Origin of the sequence: Phenylobacterium sp. (assembly GCF_030651755.1) — a bacterium.
Lineage (GTDB): Bacteria > Pseudomonadota > Alphaproteobacteria > Caulobacterales > Caulobacteraceae > Phenylobacterium.
This window is the reverse complement of sequence record NZ_JAUSBZ010000048.1, coordinates 64,183-89,231: the sequence shown is the minus strand read 5'-3', so window position 1 is coordinate 89,231 and position 25,049 is coordinate 64,183. Positions and strand designations below refer to the sequence as shown.

Below are 25,049 nucleotides of genomic sequence, written 5' to 3'. Positions count from 1 at the left end.
ATGGCCAGAGTGGCGTTCGTCACCGGGGGCACGCGCGGAATCGGCCGGGCCATCTGTGAAAGACTGAAGAGCGACGGATTCCATGTGGCCGCCGGCTATTCCGGCAATGAGGCCGCGGCCGAGGCCTGCGCCCGGGAGCTGGGCATCATGGTGGTCAAGGGCAATGTGGGCGTGTTCGCCGACTGTCAGGCCGCCGTGGCCAAGGTGACAGCCGAGCTCGGTCCCGTGGATGTGCTGGTCAACAACGCCGGCATCACCCGCGACGGCTTCTTCCACAAGATGGACTCCGAGCAGTGGTCCGACGTGATCCGGGTGAATATGGACTCCCTGTTCAACATGACCCGGCAGGTGATCGAGGGCATGCGCGAGCGCGGGTGGGGCCGGATCATCAACATCTCGTCGATCAACGGCCAGAAGGGCCAGGTGGGTCAGACCAACTATTCCGCCGCCAAGGCCGGCATGATCGGCTTCTCCAAGGCCCTGGCCCTGGAGAACGCCCGCAAGGGGGTGACGGTGAACTGTATCGCGCCGGGCTATATCGACACCGAAATGGTCACCGCTGTGCCCGAAGAGGTGCTGAAGGGCATCATCAGCCAGATTCCCGTCGGTCGCCTTGGCCGGGGTGAGGAGATCGCCGACATGGTGGCCTTCCTCGCCGGAGAGCACGCCGGCTATGTGACGGGGTCGACCCTGTCGCTGAACGGCGGCCAGTACATGGCCGGCTGAACGCCGGTCTCGTCTCAAAAGCGCCCCAGTCGAACGGCATGTGTGATCGCCCATGATGAGCGCTCGACCCATGCTGCCCTTGAGACTCCTGGTCGCGGCGACTCTCGCCGTGGCCGGGATCGCCTCGGGCGCGCCCGCCGCCGCGGCGCCGGGCTCCCTGCGCGAGGGTCTCTTCGGCGAGGGCCGCTATGACAGCCGCCGATTTGCGGCTCCGCCGGTGGCCAAATATGCGGTGGAGGACGGCGGCGGCTTCATCCTGGACCGGTCCACCCCGCGGCCGATGATGAAGTTTGAGGACAGCGCCGAGGTCTGGGTGCTGCAACCCCATCCCGCCCCCCGGGGCGACATCATCTACAAGAACGATCTGGGCCAGCCGGTGCTGCGCGCCACCCGGCTGGGCGGCCTGACAGTGTTCACGCCCGCCCGCCCCTCCGGAGCCGCTGCGGCCCTGGTCGGGGGGAGCAACCCCCTTCGGCTGCCGACGCTGGGTCCAGAAGCCCTGCTGCAACGCCTGGCCCAGGCCAGCGCCCGGGCCAGCCGGGCGGCCCGCCGACTGATTCCCTTCGAGGCCGACGCCTCACCGGAGACCGCGCCCCTGGTGGCCGACGCGGCCATGGTGGCGGCCGAGGCGGTGGTGCGACTGTCAGCCGATTCCAGCGGCCGCAACGTGCTGAACGGCATCGAGAAGGTGACCCTGGTCGAAGGCCGCCGCCCGGGCGCCAGCCTGCGCGCCGGCGTCATCCTGATCACCATTACGCCGGAGGATGGCCTGGCCGGCCGCCCGTCCTCCGAGCGCATTCTCGCCGCGACGGGCGCGCGCTGAGGTTCAGCGCCCTGTCAGTCCTCGAACTGATCAGCCCTTGAAACTGTCCTTGGCGGCCCGCACCGCGGCGAAGGCCTCGTGGTCGGCGCCGAGGCGGGTCCCCATCTTCGGCGCCAGCAGCGGCGCCCGCAGGAACGGATTGGTTCGCCGCTCCAGGCCGATGGTGGTCGGGACGGTGGGCCGTCCCTCGGCGCGCAGGGCGAAAATCTCCTGGGCGCGGGCCGCGACGGCGGGATCGTCATCCACCGACAGGGCGAAGCGGGCGTTGGCGGCGGTATATTCGTGGGCGCAATAGACGGTGGTCGCCTCCGGCAGGGACGCCAGTCGCTGCAGGCTCGCCCACATCTGATCCGGCTGCCCCTCGAACATCCGCCCGCAGCCCAGGGCGAACAGGGTGTCGCCGACAAAGGCGATGGAGTCTTCGGCGTCATAGAAGGCGATATGGCCCAGGGTGTGGCCGCCCACCTCCAGCACGGAAAACCGGGTCTCCCCCAGCTCGACCACATCCCCCTCGAAGACCGCCTGGTCCAAGGGGGCGATTTTGCGCACCTCGGCCGGACCGATGATCCTGGCCCCGGTGGCGGCCTGGATCTCCGCATTGCCGCCGGCGTGGTCGGGATGCCAGTGGGTGTTGAGGATCAGGGATAGCGTCCAGCCGGTCTTGTCCAGCTCGGCCAGGATGGCGCCGGCGTCCGGGGTGTCGATGGTGGCGGCCTGGCCGGTGGCCTCATCCTGGATCAGGAAGCCATAATTGTCGGACAGGCAGGGAAACTGGTGGACCCTCAGGGCCATGCTTGCGCCTCGTCATGTTCGGGCGGGGGGACAAGTCGCCAGCCGCCGATCCAGAGCGCGTTCCGATAGGTGGGAACCGGTTGTCGGGACGAAACGCGCTCAAGACTTGGAGTTTAGAGCCTGATTCAACGATCAGACGATGCCGTTTGATCGCATCAGGCTCTAGGATAGGTTTTCGCGTCTCATCCTAACGCCGAAGGCCCATGCGTCGAGACATCCTTGATCTGCGCGCCTTCTACGCCTCCGAGCTGGGGCGCATGGCCCGCGCCATGGTCGGCCGCAAACTCACCGAAACCTGGGGGGACGCCGCCGGGCTGGACGTCCTGGGCCTCGGCTACCCCACCCCCTATCTGGGCGCCTTCCGTCCCCGGGCGCGGCGGGTGGTGGCGGCCATGCCCGCTCAGCAGGGGGTGGAGATCTGGCCCGGAGTCGGCGGCGGACTGACCACCCTGGCGCATGAAGACGCCCTGCCGTTCCAGAATGCGCTGTTCGACCGAATCCTGGTGATCCACGCCCTGGAGGAAAGCCCTGATCCCACGGCCCTGCTGCGGGAGGTCTGGCGGGTGATGGCGCCGTCGGGGCGGGTGATCGTGGCGGTCGCCGCCCGGGACGGCCTGTGGGCCAACGCCGAGAGCACCCCCTTTGGCCATGGGCGTCCCTATAGCCGCCGCCAGCTGGCGCAACTGATCCGGGAGGCGGAGTTCGAACCCCTCGGCTACACCCGCGCCCTGTATGCGCCTCCGGTGTCCTGGCTGTCGGGTCAGGCCGAGACCTTCGAGCAGGCCGGATCGCGTCTGTGGCCGCGCTTTTCCGGTGTGGTGCTCATCGAAGCGATCAAGCAGACCTACGCCATCAAGGCCCGTCCGCAGCGGGTGAAATCCAGGGGCGCGCGGCCTGTCATGGCGCCGATCCCGGCGACCCGCGATCCGGCGCGGCGCAACCCCAGCCCCTGACGATCGGTTCCAAAGGCGCCTAAGGCGCAGGCGCCCGTCATCCATCCCCCTCCGCACCCTTGGAGGCGGGCGCGGAACGTCCTAGCTTCTCTAGACCTGTTCGGCATTCCGCCGACCCTCAGCGGAGACCCGTCGCCATGAAGATGATCGTCGCGGTCATCAAGCCCAGCCGCCTAGACGCGGTGCTCGAAGCTGTCACCGAGGCCGGCGCCTCGGGCTTAACTGTCACCGAGGTTCGCGGCTATGGCCGGCAGCGGGGCAAGACCGAGGTCTATCGCGGGGCCGAGTATGAGGTGAAGCTCCTGCCCAAGGTGAAGCTGGAAATCGCCGTGCCCTCCGATATCGCCGATGCGGTGATCGAGGCGGTGGCCCGCACCGCCAACACCGGCAAGATCGGCGACGGCAAGGTCTTCGTCCTCGACCTGGAGCAGGCCCTGCGAATTCGCACGGGCGACCGGGACGCCGCCGCCATTGCCGGATAGGCCCGACGCGGGTGTGGTGAAGCTAACAGCCTGAGATAGTAGGAATCTTTCGACTCGCCTCGGAAGAACGGCGATTTTCCGCGCCTTATCTCCGCCCCTATTGGCCCCGGCATGGCCTCATTGGCTCCCGACTTCCTCCGCATTTGGGGGCCATTTCCGCTCCAAAGTCGCCATTTCGGCCACATTGGAGGGGTATTATGGACAGGCGTTGGCTCAGTGCGGCGGCGATTGGCCCTCTCATTCTGGCCGCGGGCGTCGCCCGGGCGGAGACCGTCATCGGCGAGGCGCGCACCACGCCGGTCACCACCGCCACGGCGGCGTCCGGCGCCCCCGACAATCTGCGAATCTCCAGCGCCGGATCGGTGAAGCCGGCGGGGGGCGCAGCGGTGACCCTCAACAGTGACAACAGCGTCGCCATCGAGGGCGAGGTGGTCATCACCGACGCCAATGACGCCACAGCCCTGCTGGTGGAGGGCGGTCGCCGCGGAGAGGTCGTCCTGTCCGGCGTCCTGCGGGTCGACGAAACCTATGAGCCGACGGACTCCGATTCCGATGGCGACCTGGATGGCCCCTTCGCCACAGGCGTCCGTCGTTTCGGGGTGCGGGTCACAGGCAGCGAGGCCTTTCATGGCTCCATCGTGCAGACCGGCGGCTCCATCACGGTCGAGGGCAATGATTCGGCGGGCATCCTGGCGGAAAGCGCCGTCGATGGTCCGATCCGCGCCGCGGGGTCCATCTCGGTGCTGGGGGATCGTAGCTATGGAATTCGGGCGGCCAGCACGGTGGGGGGCGATGTGGTCACCACCGGCGGGGTGGTGGTCCAGGGCGCAGAGTCCGTCGGGGTGGCCGTCGACGGGCATGTGGGCGGGACCCTGATCCTCGGCGGGGCTGTGACCGCCACGGGCTATCGCTATACGACCAGGCCCGCCGATGTCAGCAAGCTGGACGCTGACGATCTCTTGCAGGGCGGGCCGGCGGTGCGGGTCCGCGGCAGCGTGCAGGGGGGCGTCCTGGTGGACGCGCCGCCGGCGGACAATGACCCCGATAATGATGATGAGGACGGCGACGGCGTGCCCGACGCCAGCGAGTCCACCGGGGTGATCACCAGCTATGGCGCCGCGGCGGGCCTGCAGATCGGCGGCGCCGAAGACCTCTTCCTGGGGACGGTGGGCGGAGGCGGATTTGGCCTGGTGGTGAATGGCACGGTCCAGGGGGTGGGCCTCTATGACGGCGTCCGCGGCCTTGGGATCGAGATCGGCGGACAGGGCGGGGCTGCGAACATCACCGGGGGAATCCAGGTGGGCGGCCTGGTGTCCGGCGACGCGGTCCAGGCTGGCGCCGTCGGCCTGCATCTGAAGTCCGGAGCGACCGCTCCGGTCATCGCCAATAGCGGGACCATCCGGGGCCGGGCGGTGTCGGACTCCGCCGTGGATGTCCGCGCCATCCAGATCGACGTCGGCGCCGCCGCTGACCGTCTCACCAATCACGGCACGATCTTCTCTGCGATCACCGGGGCCAAGGGGTCGGCCACCGCCGTGCTGGACGCCGCCGGAACCCTGAGCCTGGTGGAGAACACCGGCCTGATCAGCGCCGCCTTCGCCCCGGCCGCCGGCGAGGCGGTCGAGGGGCGGGCCGTCGCCCTGGACCTGCGCGCCAACACCACGGGCGTTACGGTTCGCCAGAGCGCCAACGCCAGCGAGACCGTGGTCCCGACCATCACCGGAGACGTCCTGTTCGGCTCTGGCCCGGCCCGGATGGAGCTGCTGGCCGGCCAGATGACCGGCGCCCTGGCCTTCGGCGGCGGCGCCGATAACCTGACCCTCAATGGCGGCGCGACCTATTGGGGCGCCCTGAGCGATGCGGGCGGGGGACTGGCGATCACGGTGGGCAATGGTCGCCTGACCACCACCAACACCGGCGCGCTCAGCCTGGACAGCCTGAGCCTCGGTTCGGACGCCAAGCTGGTGCTCACCGCCGACCCCGTCGCCGGCACAGCCAGCCGCTTCGACGTCGCGGGCCAGGCGGTGGTCGCCGAGGGGGCGCAGATCGGCCTGCGCTTCACCTCCAAGCTGACTGGGCCCGCCAGCTTCACCCTGATTCAGGCCAGCGATCTGCAGGTCAGCGGCGCCCTCAATGAAGGGCTCCTGGCGGAGGGGCCGTGGCTGTATCGCACCAGCCTGCGGGTGGACGAGGGTCAGGACAGGATCATCGCCGACGTCCGTCGCCGCTCCGCCGAGGAGGCGGGCCTGGGCGCGGCCCATGCGGGCGCCTATGAAGCGGTCTTCGAGGCCTTCGACCGGGACGCCGCCGTCCGCGACGCCCTGTTGTCCAAGACCGACGCGGCGGGCTTCAACAGGCTCTATAACCAGTTCCTGCCGGACTATTCGGGCGCCCTGTTCCGGGTGATCGCTGTGGCCCAGGAGGCGACGGCCCGGGGCATCGACGAGACCGAGGGCCTGCTGCCCCGGGGCCGCCGACGCGGCTGGGCGCAGGAGATTGGCGTCATCCACCGTCAGGACCTGGATGGGGCCGCCGGATTTGAGGCTGACGGGTTCGGCTTCGCCGCCGGGGTCGAGGGGGGTGAAACCGCCCTTGGGACCTTCGGGATCCAGACCAGCTTCCTCAATGTGAATGTGGAGGAGAACGGCGCCGCCGCCGCCGAAACCCTCAGCGGCTCAACCCTTTCGGCGGGCGTCTACTGGCGGGCCTCGGCGGGGGGATTGCAGGCCTCGGCGGGCGCCACCGGCGGCTATGCCTGGTTCAAGGGCGAACGGGTGGTGGCCGACCTTGACGCTGGCCTGTCGCGGACCGCGACCTCCGACTGGAACGCAGCCCTGGGGACGGCGCATCTGGCCCTGTCATGGACGGCTGGAGCCGGTCGCTACTACGTCCGGCCGATGCTGCGGGCCGACTATGTCTATCTGGGGGAGGATGGCCGCACCGAGAGCGGCGGCGGAGAGGCGGTCGACCTCGCGATCGAGGATCGCACGGGTCAACAGTTGGCGGCCTTCGCCGGCCTGGCGCTCGGCGCCACCTTCGGAGATCCCGAGCGGATGCTGTGGCGGCCCGAGGTGACCGCGGGCTACCGAGCCCTGACTGGCGATGGGGCAGGCGCGACCACCGCCCGCTTCGTCAGCGGCGGACCGGCCTTCACCCTGACCGCGCCGGAACTGGATGACGGCGCCATGGTGGTTCGCCTGGGCGTCCGGGGTCTGAGCCGCCACTTCGACCTGGCCCTCGAGGGCGGCGGCGAATTGCGGGGGGACTACCAGGCCTATGACGCCCGGGTCACCGCGCGCCTGGCGTTCTAGCTCTAGTCGAACAGGTCGCCCGTGACCGCCGGCTTCGGGGCTGGTGGTCGCGGGCGTTCGCGGGTCAGCAGGAACAGCGCGGTCTCGGCCCGCCAGTTCTCGATGGCGCGGGAGGGATCGATGCTGCGGGCCGGCTGGCCGCGGCTGACGGCGGCGCAGGCCTCGATCCGAAAGCCCAGCTCATCACAGAGCGTCGTCAGGTCGCGGAGGGTGCAGAGGTGGATGTTCGGCGTCGACCACCAGGGTTCGGGCAGGGCCTTGGTCTCGGGCATGCGGCCCTGGGTCAGCAGCGCCCAACGGACCCGCCAGTGGCCGAAGTTCGGCACTGAGACGATGGCCCGGTCAGCGATCCGCAGCAGCTCCGAGAGGACGTGCCGGGGTTCGCGCATCTGCTGCAGGGTCTTGGACAGGATGGCGTAGTCGAAGGCCTGGGTCGGGAAGTGGTCCAGGTCGCGGTCGCCGTCCCCCTGGACCGCGGCGATGCCCTTGGCCAGGCAGGCGGCCACGCCGCTGGGACTGATTTCCAGCCCCTGACCATCGACGGCCTTTTCCTGGGTCAGCAGTTCGAGCAGCTCGCCCTCGCCGCAGCCCACGTCCAGCACCCGGGCGTTGGGACGCACCAGGCGCAGTATCTCCTTGAAGTCTTCCCGCAGCGCGCTCACGGCAGCCCCCGACGGGAAGCCTGGGATTCAAAGAAGCCGCGGAGGGCGGAATCCAGCACCGGCTCGTCCAGGAAGATGGCGTCGTGGCCCTTGTCGGTCTCGATCTCCACAAAGCTCGCCCGGCAGCCGGCGGCGTTCAGGGCGCGGACGATGTCGCGGCTTTCACCGGTGGAATAGAGCCAGTCCGACGAGAAGGAGAGCACGCAGAACCGCACGTCCCGGGCCTTGCGAAAGGCGTTGGCCAGCACGCCGCCATGGCTGGCGGCCAGGTCGAAATAGTCCAGGGCGCGGGTGATGTAGAGATAGGAGTTGGCGTCAAACCGGTCGACGAAGGAGGCGCCCTGATAGCGGAGATAGCTCTCCACCTGGAAGTCCGGCGCATCGAAGCCCCAGGACAGGCCGTCCCTTTGCAGTTCGCGGCCGAACTTCCGCTGCAGGGCGGCCTCGGACAGATAGGTGATGTGGGCGGCCATGCGGGCCACGGCCAGGCCCTTTTCGGGGCGGACCCCATGGGCGTCATAGGCGCCGCCACGCCAGTCCGGATCAGCCATGATCGCCTGACGACCGACCTCGTGGAAGGCGATGTTCTGGGCCGAGTGCCGGGCGGCCGCGGCGATACAGATGGCTGAGTGCAGCCGGTGCGGATAGTCAGCCGCCCACTGCAGGACCTGCATGCCGCCCATGGACCCGCCGACCACGGCGAACAGGGTTTCGATCTCCAGGGCGTCCAGCAGCATGGCCTGGGCGCGGACCATGTCGGCGATGGTGATCACCGGGAAGGTCAGGCCGTAGGGCTTGCCCGTGGCCGGATCGATCGAGGAGGGTCCGGTGGACCCCATGCAGCCGCCGATCACATTGGTGCAGATGATGAAATAGCGGTCGGGATCCAGCGGCAGGCCAGGGCCGATCACCCGGCTCCACCAGCCGGGCTTGCCGGTGATGGGATGGGTCGAGGCCGCATGCTGGTCGCCGGTCAGGGCGTGACAGACGAGCACGGCGTTGGATCGCGTCGCGTTCAGTCGCCCATAGGTCTTGTAGGCGACCTCAAGAGGCGCCAGCGTGGCCCCGGAGTCGAGGCGTAGGGGGGCGTCGGCGGGCAGGCGCAGGGTTCCGCCGTTGGTTTCAATGGCCGGGATCGGAACCGCCGTGTCGCTCATGCCGCCTTGGACCGCCAAGCTCCGCGACTGTCAACCGCTTCGCGTCCGGTCAGGGTCGCGCTATGGGTGCGGCCTTGGGCTATGGAGTGGGAATGCAGCGGCTGATCCTCTTGCGTCATGGCAAGGCTGAGCGGGACTCCCCGAGCGGCGACGACTTCGCGCGGCGTCTCACCCCCCGCGGGGCGAAGGACGCCCGGCAAGCCGGCGAACGTCTGGCGGAAATGGGATTTCGGCCGGACCTCGCCCTGGTGTCCACCGCCGCCCGCACCCGTGAGACCTGGGAGGCCCTGAAGGGCGTATGCCCCGCGTGCGAGGTGCGTTTTCACGACGACCTCTATCATGCCGAGGCTGAGACCGTGCTGGCGAGGGTGCGCGAGGCGGCGGGCTCGAGTGACGCCCTGATGGTCATCGGCCACAATCCCGGCCTGCACGAGCTGGTCCTGCGCCTGCTGGTGGAGGGCGGAGCCTCGCCGGACCTGTTGCAGTCGGCCAGGGCGCGATTCCCCACCTCGGCGGCGGCGGTTTTCCTCTTCGATGGACAGGGCCGTCCGGTCTATGACGGCCTGATGACGCCCCCCCGGGGAGGTTACGATTGACCCGCATCTATAAGATTCTGCGCCGGAGCGAATGGTCGGCGGCGCGGATGGCCGGACAGTTCCTCGGCTCAGCCGTCGATCTTGAGGATGGTTACATCCACCTCTCCACGGCGGCCCAGGCGCAGGAGACGGCGCGGCGTCACTTTGCCGGCCAGGCCGATCTTGTGGTCCTTGAGCTGGAGGTCAGCGATCTCGGCGAGGCCGTGGTCTGGGAGGTGTCCCGGGGCGGGGAGCTGTTCCCCCACCTCTATGGCCCCCTGGAGGCGGCCAAGGTCCGTGCGATCCATGAGGCGCCCCTGGGTCCCGACGGGGTTCCAAACCTGACAGGACTGGCATGAGCATCGTTCATGATCTCGCCGCTGTTGCCCTGCGTCAGCTGGATCCGGAACAGGCCCATGACCTGACGATTCGCGCCCTGCAGGCTGGCCTGGGACCGAGAACCCCAGGACCTGGGGATCCCATCCTGGCCATCACATTCGCGGGCCTGTCGCTGCCCAATTGCGTGGGTCTGGCCGCTGGCTTTGACAAGAACGCTCAGGTTTACCGGCCGATGCTGGCGGCGGGGTTCGGCTTTGTGGAGTGCGGCACGGTCACCCCCCTGCCCCAGGCGGGCAATCCCCGCCCGCGCCTCTTCCGCCTGTCCGAAGACCGGGCGGTGATCAATCGCATGGGTTTCAATAATGAAGGCCTGGAGCCCTTCGCCGGCCGATTGGCGCGACGTCGTGGGGGCGTGGTGGGGGCCAATATCGGCGCCAACAAGGAGTCCGAGGACCGGGTCGGGGACTATGTGACGGGCTTGCGCCGCCTGTGGGGGCTGGCCTCCTACTTCACCATCAACATCTCCTCGCCCAATACGCCGGGCCTTCGCGCCCTGCAGACCCGCGGCGCCCTGGAGGAGTTGTTGGGCCGGCTGGTCGAGGCCCGGGACGCCCTGCCGGCCGAGGGCAAGGTTCCCATGTTCCTCAAGGTGGCGCCGGACCTGGACGAGGCGGAGATCGAGGCGATCTGCGATGTGGTGGCGGCCGCGGGGCTCGATGCGGTGATTGTCTCCAACACCACCGTCTCGCGACCGCCCCTCAGATCGGCGCAGGCGGGCGAGACGGGCGGCTTGTCCGGCGCGCCGCTGATGGCCCTCTCAACCCAGACCCTGCGCCTGTTTCACGAGGCCGCCGACGGACGTTTCCCCCTGGCCGGAGCCGGTGGGGTGAGCTCCGGGGCCGAGGCCTACGCCAAGATCCGCGCCGGCGCCTGCGTGGTGCAGCTCTATTCAGCCCTGGTGTTCTCTGGCCCTGGCCTCGTGGGGCGGATCAAGGCTGACCTCGCCGCGCGGCTTCGGGCGGACGGGTTTTCGTCCACCGCCGAGGCGGTGGCCACCGCCTGAGCCCCAGGGAACGAGGCCACGGGATTGATCGGCCACATTGCCCAATCACGCGGGGTGCATTAACGGACAGGCATGGTGGAGCCTTCCTCGCCACCGCAGTCCTCGGGACCCCCCAGACGCGGCTTCTTCTGGCCGGGCGGCCTTTCTGCTCGCCTGCTGATCCTGACCAGCCTCTTCGTGCTGTTTGGCGGCGCCTTGATCGTGCCTCCGACCCTGGCGGCCTTTGAGGAGCAATGGCTGCTGGACCGAGTGCGGGCCGCCGAGCTGGCCTCCCTGGCCACCGAAGTCGCCCCCGACAGGGTGGTCAGCGAACAACTCTCCTCAGATCTGCTGGAAGTGGCCGGGGTGGAGTGGGTGGCCATCCAGAGCGATGGGGTCCGCCGTCTGGTCCTGCGCGGGTCGAACATGAGCCGCACCCCCTATCTGGTGGACCTGCGCGATCAGGCTGTGGCCTCCTGGCTGGCGGCGCCTTTCCAGACCCTGTTCGGCGGCGAGGGCCGGATGGTGCGGGTGGTGGCCGAGCCGCGGTTCCGGGACGCTGACTTCATCGAGATCGTCGCCCCAGATGATGAGCTCCGTCAGGACCTGATCGCCTATCTCTGGCGGCTGATCGCCGTCACCGCCTTTGTCTCGGCCATGGCCGGGGGTCTGGTCTATCTCTCCCTCAACCTGTTCCTGGTGCGCCCCATGCAGCGGATCACCCGGGGCATGGAGTTGTTCCGGGCTGACCCGGACGATCCCCGTGCGAGCGTCAAGCTGTCTGGGCGCCGTGACGAGATCGGTCGCGCCGAGGTGGAGCTGGCCCTGATGCAGGGGGACCTTCGCGCGGCGCTGAACGCCCGGGCCCGGCTGGCGGCCCTGGGGGAGGCGGTGGCCAAGATCAATCACGACCTGCGCAACATGCTGACCAGCGCTCAGATCGCCTCCGAACGGCTGGCGGCCTCGGCCGACCCTGATGTCAGCCGCGCCCTGCCCAGGCTGGAGCGGGCCCTGGACCGGGCGGTGAAGCTCGCCTCGCACGTCCTCACCTATGGCAAGACCCAGGAGCCGCCGCCGGAGGTCCGCCCCACCCCCGTGGCCGAGGCGGTGGCCATGGCCGCCGAGGAGGCTCGCCTGACACCCGATAGCGTGCGCCTGGAGTCTCGCCTCGGGGACACCGATCAGATCATCGCCGATCCCGACCAGCTGCACCGGATTCTGGTCAACCTGATGCGCAACGCCCGGGAGGCCATCGAGCAGCAGCCGGACCGCGACGGACGCGGAGTCATCCTGGTGACCCTGGATCAGGCCGAGGGCGAGAGCCGCCTGCGCCTGGCCGATGATGGCCCGGGGGTGCCCGAGCGGGTGCGCGAGCGTCTCTTCCTGCCCTTCGCCGGCTCCGGGCGACCTGACGGGGCGGGATTGGGCCTGGCCATCGCCCGGGAGCTCGCCCAGGGCCATGGGGGCGACCTGACCCTGGCGTCGACCGGCCCTGAGGGCTCGGTCTTCGAGCTGAGACTGCCCGGAGCGCCAGCGGCCGTCGCCCCTGCGCCCGCCCCCCGTCGCGTGCGCAAGACCCCCAGGATCGCCCGCAGAGGCGCCTGAGTTCGGGCAGGCTAGAAGCCGCGCGCCACGCCTTCCCGGCGGGGATCGGCGGCGCCGTCCAGGCCGTTGGGGGTCACCATCACCGCATGAAGGCCCGAGCCCTCGCCCCCCACGGTGGTGAAGACGACGCCCCGCTCGGCCAGGCCCTCAACCACCTCGGGCGCGAACTTGTCGCCCTCGGCGGCGTAGGATGTTCCCCGGGCGATCAGATTGGGCAGGGCCAGGGCCTCGGCGACCGGCAGCTTCCAGTCCAGCATCCCCACCAGGGCCTTCAGATTATAGGCCAGGATCGAGGTGCCGCCGGGGGACCCCACCGCCGCCAGCATCCGGCCCTCGCCGTCCAGGACGATGGCCGGCGCCATGGATGACCTCGGCCGCTTGCCGCCGGCGATGGCGTTGGCCGCTGGCGTCCCGTCGGTATTTGCCGGGGCGAAGGCGAAGTCGGTGAGCTGGTTGTTGAGGAAAAAGCCCCCGACCATCCGGCCTGATCCAAAGATGCTCTCCACCGTGGTGGTCATGGAGACCGCATCCCCCTGGGCGTCGACGATGACGAAGTGCGATGTGCCAGAGACCTCGCGGGTGGTGTCGGGCGCGCGAATCCCAGCGCCCTTGGGCGTCCCGGGCGCCGGCGGCGGACCCGCCCGGGGCCCGATCAGCGCGGCGCGGGCGGCCAGATAGCTGCGATCCAGCAGGCCCTCGGTGGGCACATCCACATGGTCGGGATCGCCCATATAGCGGTCGCGGTCGGCGTACATCAGCCGGCTGGCCTGGGTGAACAGGTACCAGCCCTGGGCGGTGTTGGGATGGTCGGCGATGGCGGTGTGTTCCAGGAGGCCAAGACCTTCCAGCACCGCCGGGCCGCCGGACGGCGCGGGCGGGGTGCAGACCACATAGATGCGGTAGGGCCGGCACAGCGCCTCGGTCTTCTGGGGACGGTAGCTCGCCAGGTCAGCCAGGGTGAGGGCGCCAGGCAGGTCGCCCTCGCCGACCCGCGCCACGATGGCCTGGGCGATCTCGCCCTGCATCAGGGCGGCTGGCCCCTCGGCGGCGATCCTGCGCACCGTGGCGGCGTAGGCCGGGTTCTTCAGCCGGTCGCCGGCCTGGTGGGGCGTTCCATCCGGCTTGGAGAAATAGGCGACCGCGTCCGGCGCCTTGGCCTGGGGGGCCCGGCTGACGATCATCTCGGCCAGGCGGGGGCTGACGATGAAGCCGTCCTCGGCCAGCCGCTCGGCGGCGCCAAAGAGCTGGCTCCATTCCAGCCGACCATGCTCGGCCTGGGCCATGTGCAGCATGGCGACGGCGCCAGGCGCGCCGGTGGACCGGCCGCTGAGCAGCACCTGGACGAAGGGCAGGGGCTTGCCCTCGGCGTTCAGGAACATGTCCGGGGTGGCCGCGGCCGGCGCGGTTTCCCGGCCATTATAGGCGCTGACGGCGCCGGTTTCGGCGTCGTAGTGGACCAGGAAGGCGCCGCCGCCCAGGCCCGAGCTCTGCGGCTCCACCAAGCCTAGCACCGCTTGAACCGCCACGGCGGCGTCCACCGCGGACCCGCCCGCCCGCAGGATCTCCAGCCCGGCCTCCACCGCCAGCGGATTGGCGGCGGCCACCATGACCTGACCCGAACCCGCCTCGACCGCCGCAGGCGCCGCGGCGCTTGGCGCATCCTTCGGGAGCGGCGCGCAGGCGGCCAGGATGAAGAGCGCGCCCGGAACCAGCAGGCGGGTGAGGCGGGACAGAGAACTCAAACGAGGGGACACGGCGCTCCGGGGGCTGGCGGTGGTCGGTGGCGCACCTTAAACCCCCAGCAGTGGACAACAACCGCCAAGCCGCAGGGATCTCGCGGCCCAGGGAGGCCCGCCCCATGCGCTCCGCCATCGCCCGACCCGGCGCCCGCAACCTGATCACCGACGTCCCTGGGCTGAGGGTGGGCCAGGCCCATGACCCCGTCGTGCGCAGCGGCGTCACCGTCATCCTGCCGGACGCGCGCGCCGTGGCGGCCTGCGACGTCCGGGGCGGCGGACCGGGCACCCGCGAGACCGACGCCCTGGATCCGCACAACCTGGTCGAGGCCATCGACGCCATCGTCCTGTCCGGGGGCTCGGTCTATGGCCTGGCCGCTCCGGACGGGGTGACCGCCTGGCTGGGCGCCCAGGGTCGCGGCTATGGGCTTGTGGCTGACCCCAAGGTTCCCCCATCACCAGTGATCCCCTCGGCCATTCTTTTTGACCTGGCCAATGGGGGCGACAAGGCCTGGGGGGAGGAGCCTCCCTACCGCGCCCTGGGTCGCCAGGCGGCGCTGTCGTCCGGGATCGACTTCGATCTGGGCACGGCCGGAGCCGGCTATGGCGCCATGGCCGGTCAGCTCAAGGGCGGGGTCGGCTCGGCCTCGGCGATCACAGCCGACGGCTTTACCGTGGGCGCGGTGGTGGCGGTCAACAGCTTCGGCTCGGTGGTGGCGCCCGGCGGCCGCACCTTCTGGGCGGCGCCCTTTGAGATGGACGGAGAGTTCGGAGGCCTGGGCTCAGTCGGCCTGGCCGCGGCTGGCGATGACTGGGGCCTGGCCAAGGCCGATCCCCTGGCGCGGACCAACACCACCATCGCCTGCGTGGCCACCGACCTCGCCCTGACGCCGGCCCAGGCGCGCCGGGTGGCGGTGATGGCCCAGGACGGCCTGGCCCGGGCCATCCGCCCGATCCACGCCCCCTTCGACGGGGATGTGGTCTTCGCCCTGTCCACGGCGAGGCGGCCCCTGGGCGAGCGCCCGGACTTCCAGATCGCCCGCCTGGGCGCCCTGGCCGCCGACGTCCTGGCCCGCGCCGTGGCCCGCGGCGTCTATGCCGCTGCGCCCTGGCCGGACGCCCCGGTGCGCTGCTGGCGAGACCTGGCCTAGGGGGCGCCAAACGCGCCCCTCCGCCAAATCGCCTTTTCCCCAAATCGCCGGCTTGAACTTTCCCAAAAGGCCGACTAGGTTCCGCGCCCTTGCCGTAAGGCATTGCGCGCCCGTAGCTCAGCTGGATAGAGCATCAGACTACGAATCTGAGGGTCGGACGTTCGAATCGTTCCGGGCGCGCCATTTTCTCCTGAAAAGCAAAGCTTTTGGCTCTCCCTGCGGGCTAAGTGCGATTCCGCGCCCTCTTTTGTGCCCCGCCCGAGCCCCCGCCCAGGGTCGGGAGCGTTGCGGCGAGCTCGCCCTCGTCACCGGCCAGGATGGCCTGGGCCTCTTTACCCAAGGCGTCCAGGTCGAGACTTTGCGCCTCTCATCAGGCGCAGGGGCGTAGACTCTAGCCTTGCCGCGTCCGCGGGAGGTGCGGACCCGGAGGTAGCCCGCCTTGACCAGGTGGACTGATTCTTACCGAACAGGTGGGTGTGGTGGCAGGCCAGCAGCCTGGCGAGCTGGCCGAGGTCTGAATCTATTATGACGCGCGCAAGCACCCCCCCGACGGGCAAGGTGGGGAGGCTTCTTCGAAGCGCATACGGGCGGCCAACAGGGCCCCGGGCGCGAGCCTCATGGGCCGAATCCGCCTCCGTAATCCAATGGCCACATCACCCTGGACCGCCTCTTGAGCACGACTGTTGACAACCTTTCATATGTAAGTAAATTCTTACACATGAAAGGCGGTGGCGGAATGACGGCCGGTGACAAGTTGCTTGCGGTTCTCTCCGCCCTCGACAATCCCCATCGCTTGCGGATCATCGCGGCCCTGGAGGCCGGCGGTCGGAACTATGTGAGCCGGCTGGCGCGGGAACTCGGCATTAGCCGTCCGCTGCTCCACCTTCACCTGAATAAATTAGAGGAGGCCGGGCTGGTTAAAAGTCAGCTCGAAATTTCTAAAGACGGTAAGGCGCTAAACTACTTTCAGATAAGCGACTTTAGAATAAATCTCACGCCTTCCTACATAGCAGACGTCGCGACGTCTCTTACTCGCATGCCATAAAACAGGAGAAGAAATTGTCCGATCATATGTACCTTTTGACTATTGGCCTGCCGCTTGGGACGATCATTGCAGTTTTTGCATTGAGATATTTGGCCGCAACCCGCCAGGCGGCGGCGCAGATGATTCATGACCAGGCCTACACAGATCTGGCGGAAAAGACGCATGCGGAACTCGCCAGCATTCGGGGCCGCCTCGACGGCATCGAGAGAGTCCTAAAGGATGTCGGATAGTGGCGGCCGACGCGCTCCCCCTCGGCCAACGGGGTCACAGGCCCCGTACGGGCGAATTCCTGCCCGTCTGGCGTCTGCACGGATTGCGCGCAGGTTATCTCTTGCTGGTCGTCGGCTTGGGCGTGCAGGTGTGGCCCGATATTGTCCTGAGCCATGGCGACTGGGCGCTGATGGAGGGGGTCGTCCAGTGCATGTTGGGCGCTGTGGGCTTGTTGGCGCTGCTTGGACTACGCCACCCACTCAGCATGTTGCCCCTGCTGCTTTTCGAGGTCGCGTGGAAGGGGCTCTGGCTGGGGTTTGTCGCGGCGCCACGGCTGATCAACAACCAGATGGACCCCGGCGTCTGGTCAAACCTGTGGGCCTGCCTTCTGGTGGTGATCTTCCTTGCCGTCATTCCCTGGCGGTATGTCGTATCGACCTTCATCACGGCCCGCAGCGAGCGTTGGCGTTGAATCCGATAACGCTTGATCCCCCGGCGCGTGATCCGATCGCCCGACCCTGACATGGGCGGCCTCCTGCAGCCCCTGGTCACGCCGCCAGTTCTTCTCCGCTCAAGACCCGGGACAGGGCGGCGATGAAGTCGGCGGGCTTGAAGGGCTTGGAGACGAAGTCATCCATGCCGGCGGCGATGCACTGCTCACGGTCACTGGCCATGGCGTTGGCGGTCATGGCGATGATGGGGACCCGGCCGGCCTCGCCGGGAAGCTGACGAATTCGCCGCGTGGCCTCCAGCCCGTCCATTTCGGGCATATGAACGTCCATCAGGATCAGATCGAATCGCCTTTCGGAGGCCGCTTCCAGGGCCGCCTTGCCGTTCTTGACGCATTCCACCTGCAGGCCGACCAGCTTGAGAATCTCGGTGGCCAGCAGGGTGTTCACCTCATTGTCCTCCGCCAGCAGAACTACGGCCTGAACCACACCGCCGAGCTCAAGGGGCGTGTCAGGCGCCACGATGGGCGCAGCCTTGCCGCCCAGCACGGCGCCGAGGCTGGACAACAGGGTGGCCCGGCGCACGGGCTTGGCCAGGAACAGCTCATAGGCCCGGTCGCCCGCGGGGGGCTCGCCCATGCTGGAGGCCATGATGATCTTGGGCTGGGTCAGGTCCGTTCGGGCGCGGATCTGAGCGATCGCCGCCTCCCCGGACACGCCGGGCATCTGATGATCCATGAGCAGGAGGTCGAAGGGGGTCCCGGCCGCCTCGGCGCTCAGCATGGCGGCCAGGCAGGTCTGGGCGCTGTCGGCTTCTACGACGGCGGCGCCGGCCTGCTCCAGTTGATCGCGGAAGATGGCGCGGTTGATCGCCAGGTCGTCGACGACCAGGACCCGAACGCCCCCCAATCCGCGCGGACTGGCGCTGGAGAGTTCGGGCTCCCCGCCGAGGGGGAGTTCGACCTCGATCCAGAAGATGCTGCCGCCGCCTGGCCGGTCGATGACTCCGATCGCGCCGCCCATCAGCTCCATCAGCTGACGGGAGATCGAGAGGCCAAGACCGGTGCCGCCGTATTTCCGGGTGGTGGAGCCGTCCGCCTGCTGAAAATTCTGGAAGAGCTTGGCCTTCTGTTCCGCATTCAAGCCGATGCCGGTGTCCTGCACCTCCACGCGCAGGCGCCGACGGCCATGGTCGAGCTCAGTGGCGCGCACCTCCACGGCCACATGCCCGGTCTCGGTGAACTTGATGGCGTTGGAGGTCAGGTTCAACAGCACCTGGCGCAGGCGCATCGGATCACCCAGCAGGGGCGCCTGGGCGCTGGCGTCCACATAGCAGGCGATCTCGATATTCTTCTCGACGGCTTTGGGGGCGAGAAGCTCGACCACGTCTTCGGCCAGCATGGGCGGGGAAAAGTCGATGGCCTCCAGTTCGACCTTGCCAGCCTCCAATTTCGACAGGTCGAGGATGTCATTGATCAGGTCCAGCAGGGCGTCGGCCGAGAGCCTGACCGCCTCTGCGAACCTGCGCTGGTCCGGGGTCAGCCGGGTGCGGAGCAGGAGGTCGTTCATGCCGATGACGCCATTCATCGGCGTACGGATTTCATGACTCATATTGGCCAGAAACTGGCTTTTGGTGCGGTTGGCCGCCTCAGCCTGCTCCTTGGCCTCCACCAGCTGCTGCTCGGCCTGTTTGCGCGCCGTGATGTTCTGCATCGCGCCGATCAACCGCAGGGGGCGACCGTTCCCGTCGCTGATGAGTTTGAGGTTGATCGCGGCCCAGACTTCCCGCCCATCGTGACGGACGATCCGATATTCCGGATTGAAGGGCGCGCCGGTCTCGACATGCGCCGCCCAGTCGGACTTCACCCTGTCGAGGTCCCGGGGATCGACCAGAGCGTAGATGTCCCGCGACAGGTCTGCGTAGGTCAAAGGGGTGGTGAAGAAGGTGTCCTCCGCCCCGCTCTTGACCAGTTCCTTACGCACATAATCCAGCTCAAAGACATGCATCTGGGCCATCCGCATGGCCATCTGCAGCCGCTCTTCTGACCGTGCCGCATGGTCGCGGGCCTCGGCCGCGGCCTGTTCAGCGGCTTCCGACTTGGCGAGCGCCGACTGGAGATCCTCCAGCATTGCGGCTGTCCTGGCGGTGGCGTCCACCGCCGCCGAGATCAGCCGGCGGGTGGCCAGGGCGATCAGGATGGCCGTGATGCTGAAGAGCGTCAGGCTGATCACCAGGCCGAACGCCTCGCGAACGCCCAGGTGTGGGGCGGCGACCGCCGCGGCGCCCAGCACGGCGGGCGCCGCGCTGGCGATCCAGACCCCCCTTGAAGCCCAACCGGCCGAGGCCGCCGTCGCCGCCAGCGACCCCACGGTGATGGCGAGGAAGGCGTAGGCCGCCGGAGACGGATGGATCATGGCCGTGGCCATCGGGGCGGCGATCCAGCCGCTCGTCCGAATGGCGCAGGTGAAGGTCAGACGACGCAGTCCCACGGCGTTGTCGGTGCGATCCACACTGCGCAGCCACCGGCCGTGAAGGGTCAGGATGCCGACGTCCAGGGCCAGGGATGCTGCGATCCAGGCCAGGGCGATCCAGGGCCCGCCGATCAGGGCGACTGCGGCGGCGGTCAGTCCATTGAAGACGAAAGAAACCTGCCACGGCACAGACAGGCCCCGGAGCGTCAGTTCATAAGCCCGGCTCTCGGCATCCGCGAATGTCACGATGTCACTCGCATTCGTAGTGGAATTCATGGCGCGCACCCTTCCCAACTGCCTGATTATGTGGCGCATTGGTTTAATGTTCCCCAATGCGCTGAAGCCGGCGTAACGGCGTTCTGTTGCGGTGCCGACGCCGGGTCAGCAACATCCACGGGGGCGTGGTTGGGCCTGTGCCGGGCTCTTCTTGCTGGCGGCTCGTCACGGCTTCTGATCCTCTCGTGCCGACGAGGCGTTGGTGTTGAGGAGGCCATGGGGATGCGTCATCTGATCGCCCGGCTGGCGGCCATTCTCGCCGCCCTGTCGGTCGCCTCTCCAGGGGCGGCGCAAGAACCGATGAAGGCCCCCACCGCGCCTGACCTCGTCCTCAGCGGGGACCTGACCCGGGCTGACCATGAGGCTTACCGCGAAGTCCCGTTCGATCTGCCGGGCGGCGTCACCCGGCTCTCGGTGGTGTTCACCTATTCCGGAAAGACCGAACGCTCGGTGATCGACCTGGGCCTGTTCGATCCGCAGCGGTTCCGGGGATGGAGCGGGGGGGCGCGGGATCGCTTCACCCTCTCGGCGGAGGAGGCGACCCCGGGCTACCTGCCTGGCCCGCTCCCGGCCGGTTCCTGGCGGCTGATCCTGGGGGCGCCGAACATTCGACCAGGCGTCGTGGCCCGCTACGAGGCGCTGCTGTTTTTCGAGCGGGACGGTGTTTCTGCCGAGGTCTCAGGATCCTCTCCCCTGACCGGCGCCCTGAATCCCAAGGCCGGCTGGTACCGCGGCGACCTGCACACCCATAGCGGCGCCAGCGATGGGACCTGCCGCAGTCAATCGGGGGGCCGGGCCCCGTGCCCGGTCTATCGGACGGTGGAGGCCGCCGCGGAGCGGGGTCTCGACTTCATCGCGGTGACCGACCACAACACCACTTCGCATTTCGCCGCCCTGCGGGAGCTGCAACCCGCCTTTGACCAGCTCTTGCTGGTTCCCGGGCGCGAGATCACCACCTTCTTCGGCCACGCCAATGTGTTTGGTCCAACGGGTTTCCTCGACTTCCGCATGGCCGAGGCCGGGGCGCAGGCCTCCCGCAGCTGGCTCGCCGCAGCGCGCGCCAGCGGGGGGCTCGTCTCGGTCAATCACCCAGGCCTGCCATCCGGTGAATTCTGCATGGGCTGCGGCTGGCGCATCGAGGCCGATGAGGAGGCCTTCCAAATGGTCGAGGTGGTCAACGGCGCCACCCTGGCCCAGACGCGGTCGGCCGAGGGTCCATTGCAGGGCTTCACCCTCTGGCGCGAGCGGCTGAATGCCGGCGCCCGGGTGATCGGCATTGGCGGCAGCGACAACCACGACCCCCTGCGCCCCCTGGACCAGCCCGGAGCCATCGGCAGCCCGACCACCGTCGTCCACATGCCTGAGCTTTCGATCGCAGGCTTGCTGGCGGGCCTGAGGGCGGGCCGGGTCTTCATCGACATGGATGGACGACCCGACCGGTTATTGGATCTGCGCGCCCAGACCGGCGCAAGGCAGGCGGTGATGGGGCAGACCCTGGCGGTCTCGGCGGACGAGGCGGTCCAGATCACCGTGAGCCTTCAGGGGCTCGACGGCGCCCGAATGGAGCCGGTCATTGATGGCGCGTCCGACCCGGGCCTGTCACAGATCATCTCAGGCGATCGGGCTGAGCTGGGCTTTGAGTGGGCGGCTGGGGCGGTTCCCCGGCGGTGGTTGAGGGTGGACGTGCGCGACCCTTCAGGCCGCCTGATTCTCGTGGGGAATCCGATCTTTCTCACCCCTCGCGCGCCCTGACCGGCGGGGGCGACGGACGAGAATCGTAACGGCCAGCAGGCCCGACACGGAACTCATGGCCAGGCCCCGGCTTTCCACTGAAGCTAACAGAGGGAGCTGAACATGAAGCGATATCTCATTGCATCGGTCTGCGCGACCGCCCTGGTGGGCCTCGCCGCGTGCGGAGATCAGACCAACAATCCTGGCCAGAGCGATGCGGTCAACGCCGCGCAGGACGCCACCTCCGCCGTGGTCGGCCAGACCTCGGCCGCGACGATTGGGGCCAACACCCTGAGCGGCTATGTGAACGGCGCGGCCATCGGCGACATGTATGAAATCGAGGCGGGCCGGATAGCCCAGGAGCGCGGCGTCAGCGCCGGGGTCCGGTCGCTGGGGGAAATGCTGGTGAGCGACCATACGGCCAGCTCCGAGCGCCTGGCGGGGCTTGCGAGAGCCGCGGGCGAGACCGTGCCTGCCGAGATGGACGAGCGCCGCAAGGGTCTGCTCGACAATCTGCGGGCCGCACAAGGCGCAGAGTTCGACCGTGTGTTCGCCGAGCAGCAGGTGGCCGCCCATCAGGAGGCCCTCACCCTGCACGAGGGCTATGCCGACAGCGGCGACAACGCCCAACTCGTCGCCTTCGCCCGGGAGTCGGCGCCCAAGCTGCGCGCGCACCTGGAGCGGGCTCAGGCCCTGGAGACCGCCACAGCCCAATAGGGCGGGACTTTCGGCAGTCCATGATGAGCGTCCGCCGCGGACTTTCGCGGCGGGCGCTTTTTTTACTCCCCAGGCACGTTGGCCGGTTCGCCGAGGGTGTTGCGGATGTAGAGGATCTTGACCATCACGAAGAGCACGACCAGCAGGGGCGCGGCCAGCACGACCCCCAGGGGCCCAAACAGCACCCCGAAGCCCAGGACGGCGAACAGGGTCAGGGCCGGCGGCAGATCCACCGCCTTACGCTGGATCAGCGGATAGGTGAGGTTGCTCTCCACCTGCTGGACGATGATGTAGACCAGGATGGTCCAGACCACCATCATCGGACCCTCCTGCAGGGCCAGCATCACCGCTGGGATCACCGAAACGATCGCCCCGACAATGGGGACGAAGGCGACGATGGCGGCGAACAGCCCAAGGGCCACCGGCGACGGCAGGCCGATCATCCACACGCCGATCCCGGTCAGGACGCCGACCGTGGCCATGGAGGCGAATTGCCCCAATAGCCAGCGTTGCAGGACGGCGCCGCTGACATTCATCGCATGGCGCAACGGCTCCCGGGGGCCGGCGGGAACCAGGCTCAGCAGGCCATCGCGGGACTTCAGCGGGCTGATCGCCAGATAGATGCCGGCGAAGATCACCACCAGCAGATTGGTCACCGCCACGGTGGCGGTCACAGCGAAGCCGCCCACCTGGCCAAGAATGCTCTGGATCGGCCCGGCGGCGCTGCGCGCGGACTCCATGTCAAAGGTCTGCAGTTGGGTCGCGATCTGATCAGCGAGGGGGATCTGCGCCAGCCGCGCCTGCAACTCCTCCGACGACTGCGGGAGTTCCTCGATGAGTTCCTGGACCTGTTCGGTGATCGTGGCCCCAAACAGCCAGCCGGCGCCGCTCAGCAGGGCGATGATGATCAGGCCCGCCGCCAGCAGGGCGAGGCCCTCCGGGAGGGGAGTCAGGCGGTGGATGGGATTGGCGAGACTGCGCAGCAGCACCGCCACCAGAATGGCTCCGAACACCAGGAGCAGGACGTCGATCAGGCTCCAGGCGGCCAGAAGGACGACACCCACCCCCACCAGGAACAAGACGCGGCGGACGAATGCGGGCGACAGGGCCCAGCCTAGGGAAGCCTTTTCCTGAGGCGCGGGTTCGGAGCGGTTTTCGGACTCAGCCACGGTCAGCGCCTGCTTCTTGAGGAGTCAGTATCCGCCGATGACGGGCAGGATCTCACCGGTGATGTAGCTCGACATCTGCGGCGACGCCAGAAAGACGAAGGCTGGCGCAATCTCTTCGGGCTGGGCGGGCCGGCCCATGGGAACGCCCGCGCCGAATTCGGTGACATCGGGGCGATCAGCGGGGTTAAGAGGCGTCCAGACAGGGCCCGGCGCCACGACATTCACACGGATCCCCTTGCTGATGAGCTGGGACGACAGGGACCTGGCGAAGGCGTGAAGCCCCCCCTTGGTCATGCCATAGTCCAGGAGACCGCCTGAGCCCTGCAGGCCCACCACCGAACCCGTCATCAGGATCGAGGCGCCCGGCTTCATGTGCGGGACCGCCGCCCGGGCGAGATAGAAGCCCCCATAGAGGTTGGTCTTCAGGGTCAGGTCGAAATGGCTGTCGGTGATCTGGGTGAGATCGTCGCTGTGCTCCTGGAAGGCGGCGTTGTGGACCAGAACATCGAGCCGGCCAAAGGCCTCGAGGGTCTTGGACACCGCATGGGTGGCGAAGGCCGGATCGGCCACGTCCCCGGGCAGCAGAATGGCCCTGCGGCCCTCGCGTTCAACGGCGGCCTTGGTCGCTTCGGCGTCCTGGTCCTCGTTCAGATAGGCGATGGCGATATCGCAGCCTTCCCGGGCGAACAGCACCGCCACCGCGCGACCGATGCCGGAATCGCCGCCGGTGATCAGGGCGGCGAAGCCTTCAAGCTTGCCCGAGCCCCTATAGAAGGGCGCATCGAACATGGGCTCGAGCTCCAGATCGGCTTCGCGCCCAGGTTTCCTCAGGTGTTGCTGCGGCAGGGGCGGGACCGGGTAGGGCCGGGCGCCAGCCTGCATGGCTTTGGGCCCCTCCTCTTCGCCGCCGTCGTTCTCGATGGCGTCGATCTGGTCCTGGACCTCACGGCCGGTGCTGGCGGCGTCCGCCGCCCCTTTGCGGAATGGGTCAAGATGGGGGTCCGTCATGGCGCGCTCCTCTGGTGACCGAGGAGCAATTCTTCGAGGCTCCAGCCGGTTCCGCGCTGGCCGCGCCGTCCCCGCAGCCTAACGATCAAACTTGGTGGACAGCACGATCGAGGAATTGGTCCGCTCCACCCCGGTCAGGGCGCCGATCTCGTCAATCAAGGCGTCCATGGAGGCCACATCCGAGGCCGAAACCATGGCGATCAGGTCGAAGGCGCCGCTCACCGACTGCAGGCGGCGCACCCCAGGCATCCGGCGCATGGCGGTGACCACCAGGGCGGTCGACTTGGGCTGTACGGTGAGCATGACGAAGGCGTGGATCTGTCCCTGCTCATGGGCGTCGGATGTGCGCACCGCATAGCCGGCGATGATCCCCCGCTCTTCCAGCCGGGCGATGCGGCTTTGCACCGTCGTGCGCGAGAGGCCGAGGCCGCGGGCCAGCTCAGCTACCGAGGCCCGGGCGTTCTCCCGCAGCCGTGCAAGCAGATGCTGGTCCAGGTCATCCATGCGATTTGCCGAAAACATATGACATAATGCCGAAATCATGGGTCATTTACGACGAAAGTGCAATTGAGATCGACGGCGCAGGGGTGGACCCTGGGTTTTCACACAGGGGGTGAA

At 68.4% G+C, this 25,049-nt stretch carries 23 protein-coding genes and 1 tRNA gene; 16 read left to right on the top strand and 8 right to left on the bottom strand.

Going from position 1 to position 25,049, the window contains the following annotated elements; translation table 11 throughout:
- On the top strand, positions 1-726 hold the full coding sequence (locus tag Q7V15_RS04905) for a beta-ketoacyl-ACP reductase (protein WP_304754251.1): 726 nt from the start codon (positions 1-3) through the stop codon (positions 724-726).
- Positions 727-778: 52 nt separating this feature from the next.
- Positions 779-1,549 carry a DUF4908 domain-containing protein gene (locus tag Q7V15_RS04900; RefSeq protein WP_304754249.1) on the top strand — a complete coding sequence of 257 codons (771 nt, stop codon included), beginning with the start codon at positions 779-781 and terminating at the stop codon, positions 1,547-1,549.
- Between the two features lie 30 nt (positions 1,550-1,579).
- Here Q7V15_RS04900 and gloB read toward each other — a convergent pair whose 3' ends face one another.
- A complete protein-coding gene (gloB, locus tag Q7V15_RS04895; RefSeq protein WP_304754247.1) occupies positions 1,580-2,341 on the bottom strand; it encodes a hydroxyacylglutathione hydrolase in 762 nt (253 codons plus the stop codon).
- 203 nt (positions 2,342-2,544) lie between these two features.
- Between gloB and Q7V15_RS04890 the strand changes: the two genes are divergently transcribed.
- From Q7V15_RS04890 to Q7V15_RS04880, 3 genes are all read left to right on the top strand, one after another.
- A complete protein-coding gene (locus Q7V15_RS04890; protein ID WP_304754245.1) occupies positions 2,545-3,294 on the top strand; it encodes a class I SAM-dependent methyltransferase in 750 nt (249 codons plus the stop codon).
- A gap of 137 nt (positions 3,295-3,431) precedes the next feature.
- Entirely contained in the window at positions 3,432-3,776 is a 345-nt protein-coding gene (locus tag Q7V15_RS04885; RefSeq protein WP_300577982.1) for a P-II family nitrogen regulator, read from the top strand.
- A 197-nt stretch (positions 3,777-3,973) separates the two neighbouring features.
- Positions 3,974-7,087 (top strand): autotransporter outer membrane beta-barrel domain-containing protein, encoded by a 3,114-nt coding sequence (locus Q7V15_RS04880; protein WP_304754243.1) that lies wholly within the window; start codon positions 3,974-3,976, stop codon positions 7,085-7,087.
- 2 nt (positions 7,088-7,089) lie between these two features.
- Here the strand turns inward: Q7V15_RS04880 and metW are convergent, their stop codons facing one another.
- Positions 7,090-7,749 (bottom strand): methionine biosynthesis protein MetW, encoded by a 660-nt coding sequence (metW, locus tag Q7V15_RS04875; RefSeq protein ID WP_304754241.1) that lies wholly within the window; start codon positions 7,747-7,749, stop codon positions 7,090-7,092.
- Positions 7,746-8,906 (bottom strand): homoserine O-acetyltransferase, encoded by a 1,161-nt coding sequence (locus Q7V15_RS04870; RefSeq protein WP_304754240.1) that lies wholly within the window; start codon positions 8,904-8,906, stop codon positions 7,746-7,748. Before Q7V15_RS04870 ends, metW begins: the two co-directional genes overlap by 4 nt.
- A 92-nt stretch (positions 8,907-8,998) precedes the next feature.
- On the opposite strand from Q7V15_RS04870, the gene Q7V15_RS04865 reads away from it, so the two are divergent.
- The 4 genes from Q7V15_RS04865 to Q7V15_RS04850 all read left to right on the top strand — a co-directional run bounded on the left by Q7V15_RS04865 (position 8,999) and on the right by Q7V15_RS04850 (position 12,467).
- Positions 8,999-9,502, top strand: a complete 504-nt coding sequence (locus Q7V15_RS04865; RefSeq protein ID WP_304754238.1) for a histidine phosphatase family protein — start codon at positions 8,999-9,001, stop codon at positions 9,500-9,502.
- Positions 9,499-9,840 carry a DUF952 domain-containing protein gene (locus Q7V15_RS04860; protein ID WP_304754236.1) on the top strand — a complete coding sequence of 114 codons (342 nt, stop codon included), beginning with the start codon at positions 9,499-9,501 and terminating at the stop codon, positions 9,838-9,840. Before Q7V15_RS04865 ends, Q7V15_RS04860 begins: the two co-directional genes overlap by 4 nt.
- Entirely contained in the window at positions 9,837-10,883 is a 1,047-nt protein-coding gene (locus Q7V15_RS04855; RefSeq protein WP_304754234.1) for a quinone-dependent dihydroorotate dehydrogenase, read from the top strand. The genes Q7V15_RS04860 and Q7V15_RS04855 overlap by 4 nt, the downstream gene beginning before the upstream one ends.
- 72 nt (positions 10,884-10,955) lie before the next feature.
- On the top strand, positions 10,956-12,467 hold the full coding sequence (locus Q7V15_RS04850) for a HAMP domain-containing sensor histidine kinase (protein WP_304754232.1): 1,512 nt from the start codon (positions 10,956-10,958) through the stop codon (positions 12,465-12,467).
- 11 nt (positions 12,468-12,478) lie between these two features.
- On the opposite strand, the gene Q7V15_RS04845 is transcribed toward Q7V15_RS04850, so the two are convergent.
- Positions 12,479-14,221 carry a gamma-glutamyltransferase family protein gene (locus Q7V15_RS04845; RefSeq protein WP_304754231.1) on the bottom strand — a complete coding sequence of 581 codons (1,743 nt, stop codon included), beginning with the start codon at positions 14,219-14,221 and terminating at the stop codon, positions 12,479-12,481.
- 104 nt (positions 14,222-14,325) lie between these two features.
- Here Q7V15_RS04845 and Q7V15_RS04840 point away from each other — a divergent pair, with 104 nt between their 5' ends.
- The 5 genes from Q7V15_RS04840 to Q7V15_RS04820 all read left to right on the top strand — a co-directional run bounded on the left by Q7V15_RS04840 (position 14,326) and on the right by Q7V15_RS04820 (position 17,081).
- On the top strand, positions 14,326-15,354 hold the full coding sequence (locus Q7V15_RS04840; RefSeq protein WP_304754229.1) for a P1 family peptidase: 1,029 nt from the start codon (positions 14,326-14,328) through the stop codon (positions 15,352-15,354).
- A gap of 106 nt (positions 15,355-15,460) precedes the next feature.
- Positions 15,461-15,537: transfer RNA gene (locus tag Q7V15_RS04835), tRNA-Arg, on the top strand.
- A gap of 487 nt (positions 15,538-16,024) precedes the next feature.
- Positions 16,025-16,399: a winged helix-turn-helix domain-containing protein gene (locus tag Q7V15_RS04830; protein WP_304754227.1), complete on the top strand. Its 375-nt coding sequence runs from the start codon at positions 16,025-16,027 to the stop codon at positions 16,397-16,399.
- Between the two features lie 14 nt (positions 16,400-16,413).
- Positions 16,414-16,629, top strand: a complete 216-nt coding sequence (locus tag Q7V15_RS04825; protein ID WP_304754225.1) for a hypothetical protein — start codon at positions 16,414-16,416, stop codon at positions 16,627-16,629.
- Positions 16,629-17,081 carry a hypothetical protein gene (locus Q7V15_RS04820; protein WP_304754224.1) on the top strand — a complete coding sequence of 151 codons (453 nt, stop codon included), beginning with the start codon at positions 16,629-16,631 and terminating at the stop codon, positions 17,079-17,081. The genes Q7V15_RS04825 and Q7V15_RS04820 overlap by 1 nt, the downstream gene beginning before the upstream one ends.
- Positions 17,082-17,157: 76 nt before the next feature.
- Here the strand turns inward: Q7V15_RS04820 and Q7V15_RS04815 are convergent, their stop codons facing one another.
- On the bottom strand, positions 17,158-19,776 hold the full coding sequence (locus Q7V15_RS04815; RefSeq protein WP_304754222.1) for a PAS domain-containing hybrid sensor histidine kinase/response regulator: 2,619 nt from the start codon (positions 19,774-19,776) through the stop codon (positions 17,158-17,160).
- Positions 19,777-20,028: 252 nt separating this feature from the next.
- Here Q7V15_RS04815 and Q7V15_RS04810 point away from each other — a divergent pair, with 252 nt between their 5' ends.
- Both Q7V15_RS04810 and Q7V15_RS04805 read left to right on the top strand, forming a co-directional pair.
- Positions 20,029-21,558, top strand: a complete 1,530-nt coding sequence (locus Q7V15_RS04810) for a CehA/McbA family metallohydrolase (RefSeq protein ID WP_304754220.1) — start codon at positions 20,029-20,031, stop codon at positions 21,556-21,558.
- Positions 21,559-21,660: 102 nt separating this feature from the next.
- The gene (locus tag Q7V15_RS04805) at positions 21,661-22,254 is read left to right on the top strand and encodes a DUF4142 domain-containing protein (protein WP_304754219.1); all 594 of its coding nucleotides are present in this window, start codon (positions 21,661-21,663) and stop codon (positions 22,252-22,254) included.
- Positions 22,255-22,316: 62 nt separating this feature from the next.
- On the opposite strand, the gene Q7V15_RS04800 is transcribed toward Q7V15_RS04805, so the two are convergent.
- From Q7V15_RS04800 to Q7V15_RS04790, 3 genes are all read right to left on the bottom strand, one after another.
- The gene (locus Q7V15_RS04800; RefSeq protein WP_304754217.1) at positions 22,317-23,423 is read right to left on the bottom strand and encodes an AI-2E family transporter; all 1,107 of its coding nucleotides are present in this window, start codon (positions 23,421-23,423) and stop codon (positions 22,317-22,319) included.
- Between the two features lie 24 nt (positions 23,424-23,447).
- A complete protein-coding gene (locus Q7V15_RS04795) occupies positions 23,448-24,431 on the bottom strand; it encodes an SDR family oxidoreductase (RefSeq protein ID WP_304754215.1) in 984 nt (327 codons plus the stop codon).
- Positions 24,432-24,509: 78 nt separating this feature from the next.
- On the bottom strand, positions 24,510-24,935 hold the full coding sequence (locus tag Q7V15_RS04790; protein WP_304754213.1) for an Lrp/AsnC family transcriptional regulator: 426 nt from the start codon (positions 24,933-24,935) through the stop codon (positions 24,510-24,512).
- Positions 24,936-25,049: the final 114 nt, after the last annotated feature.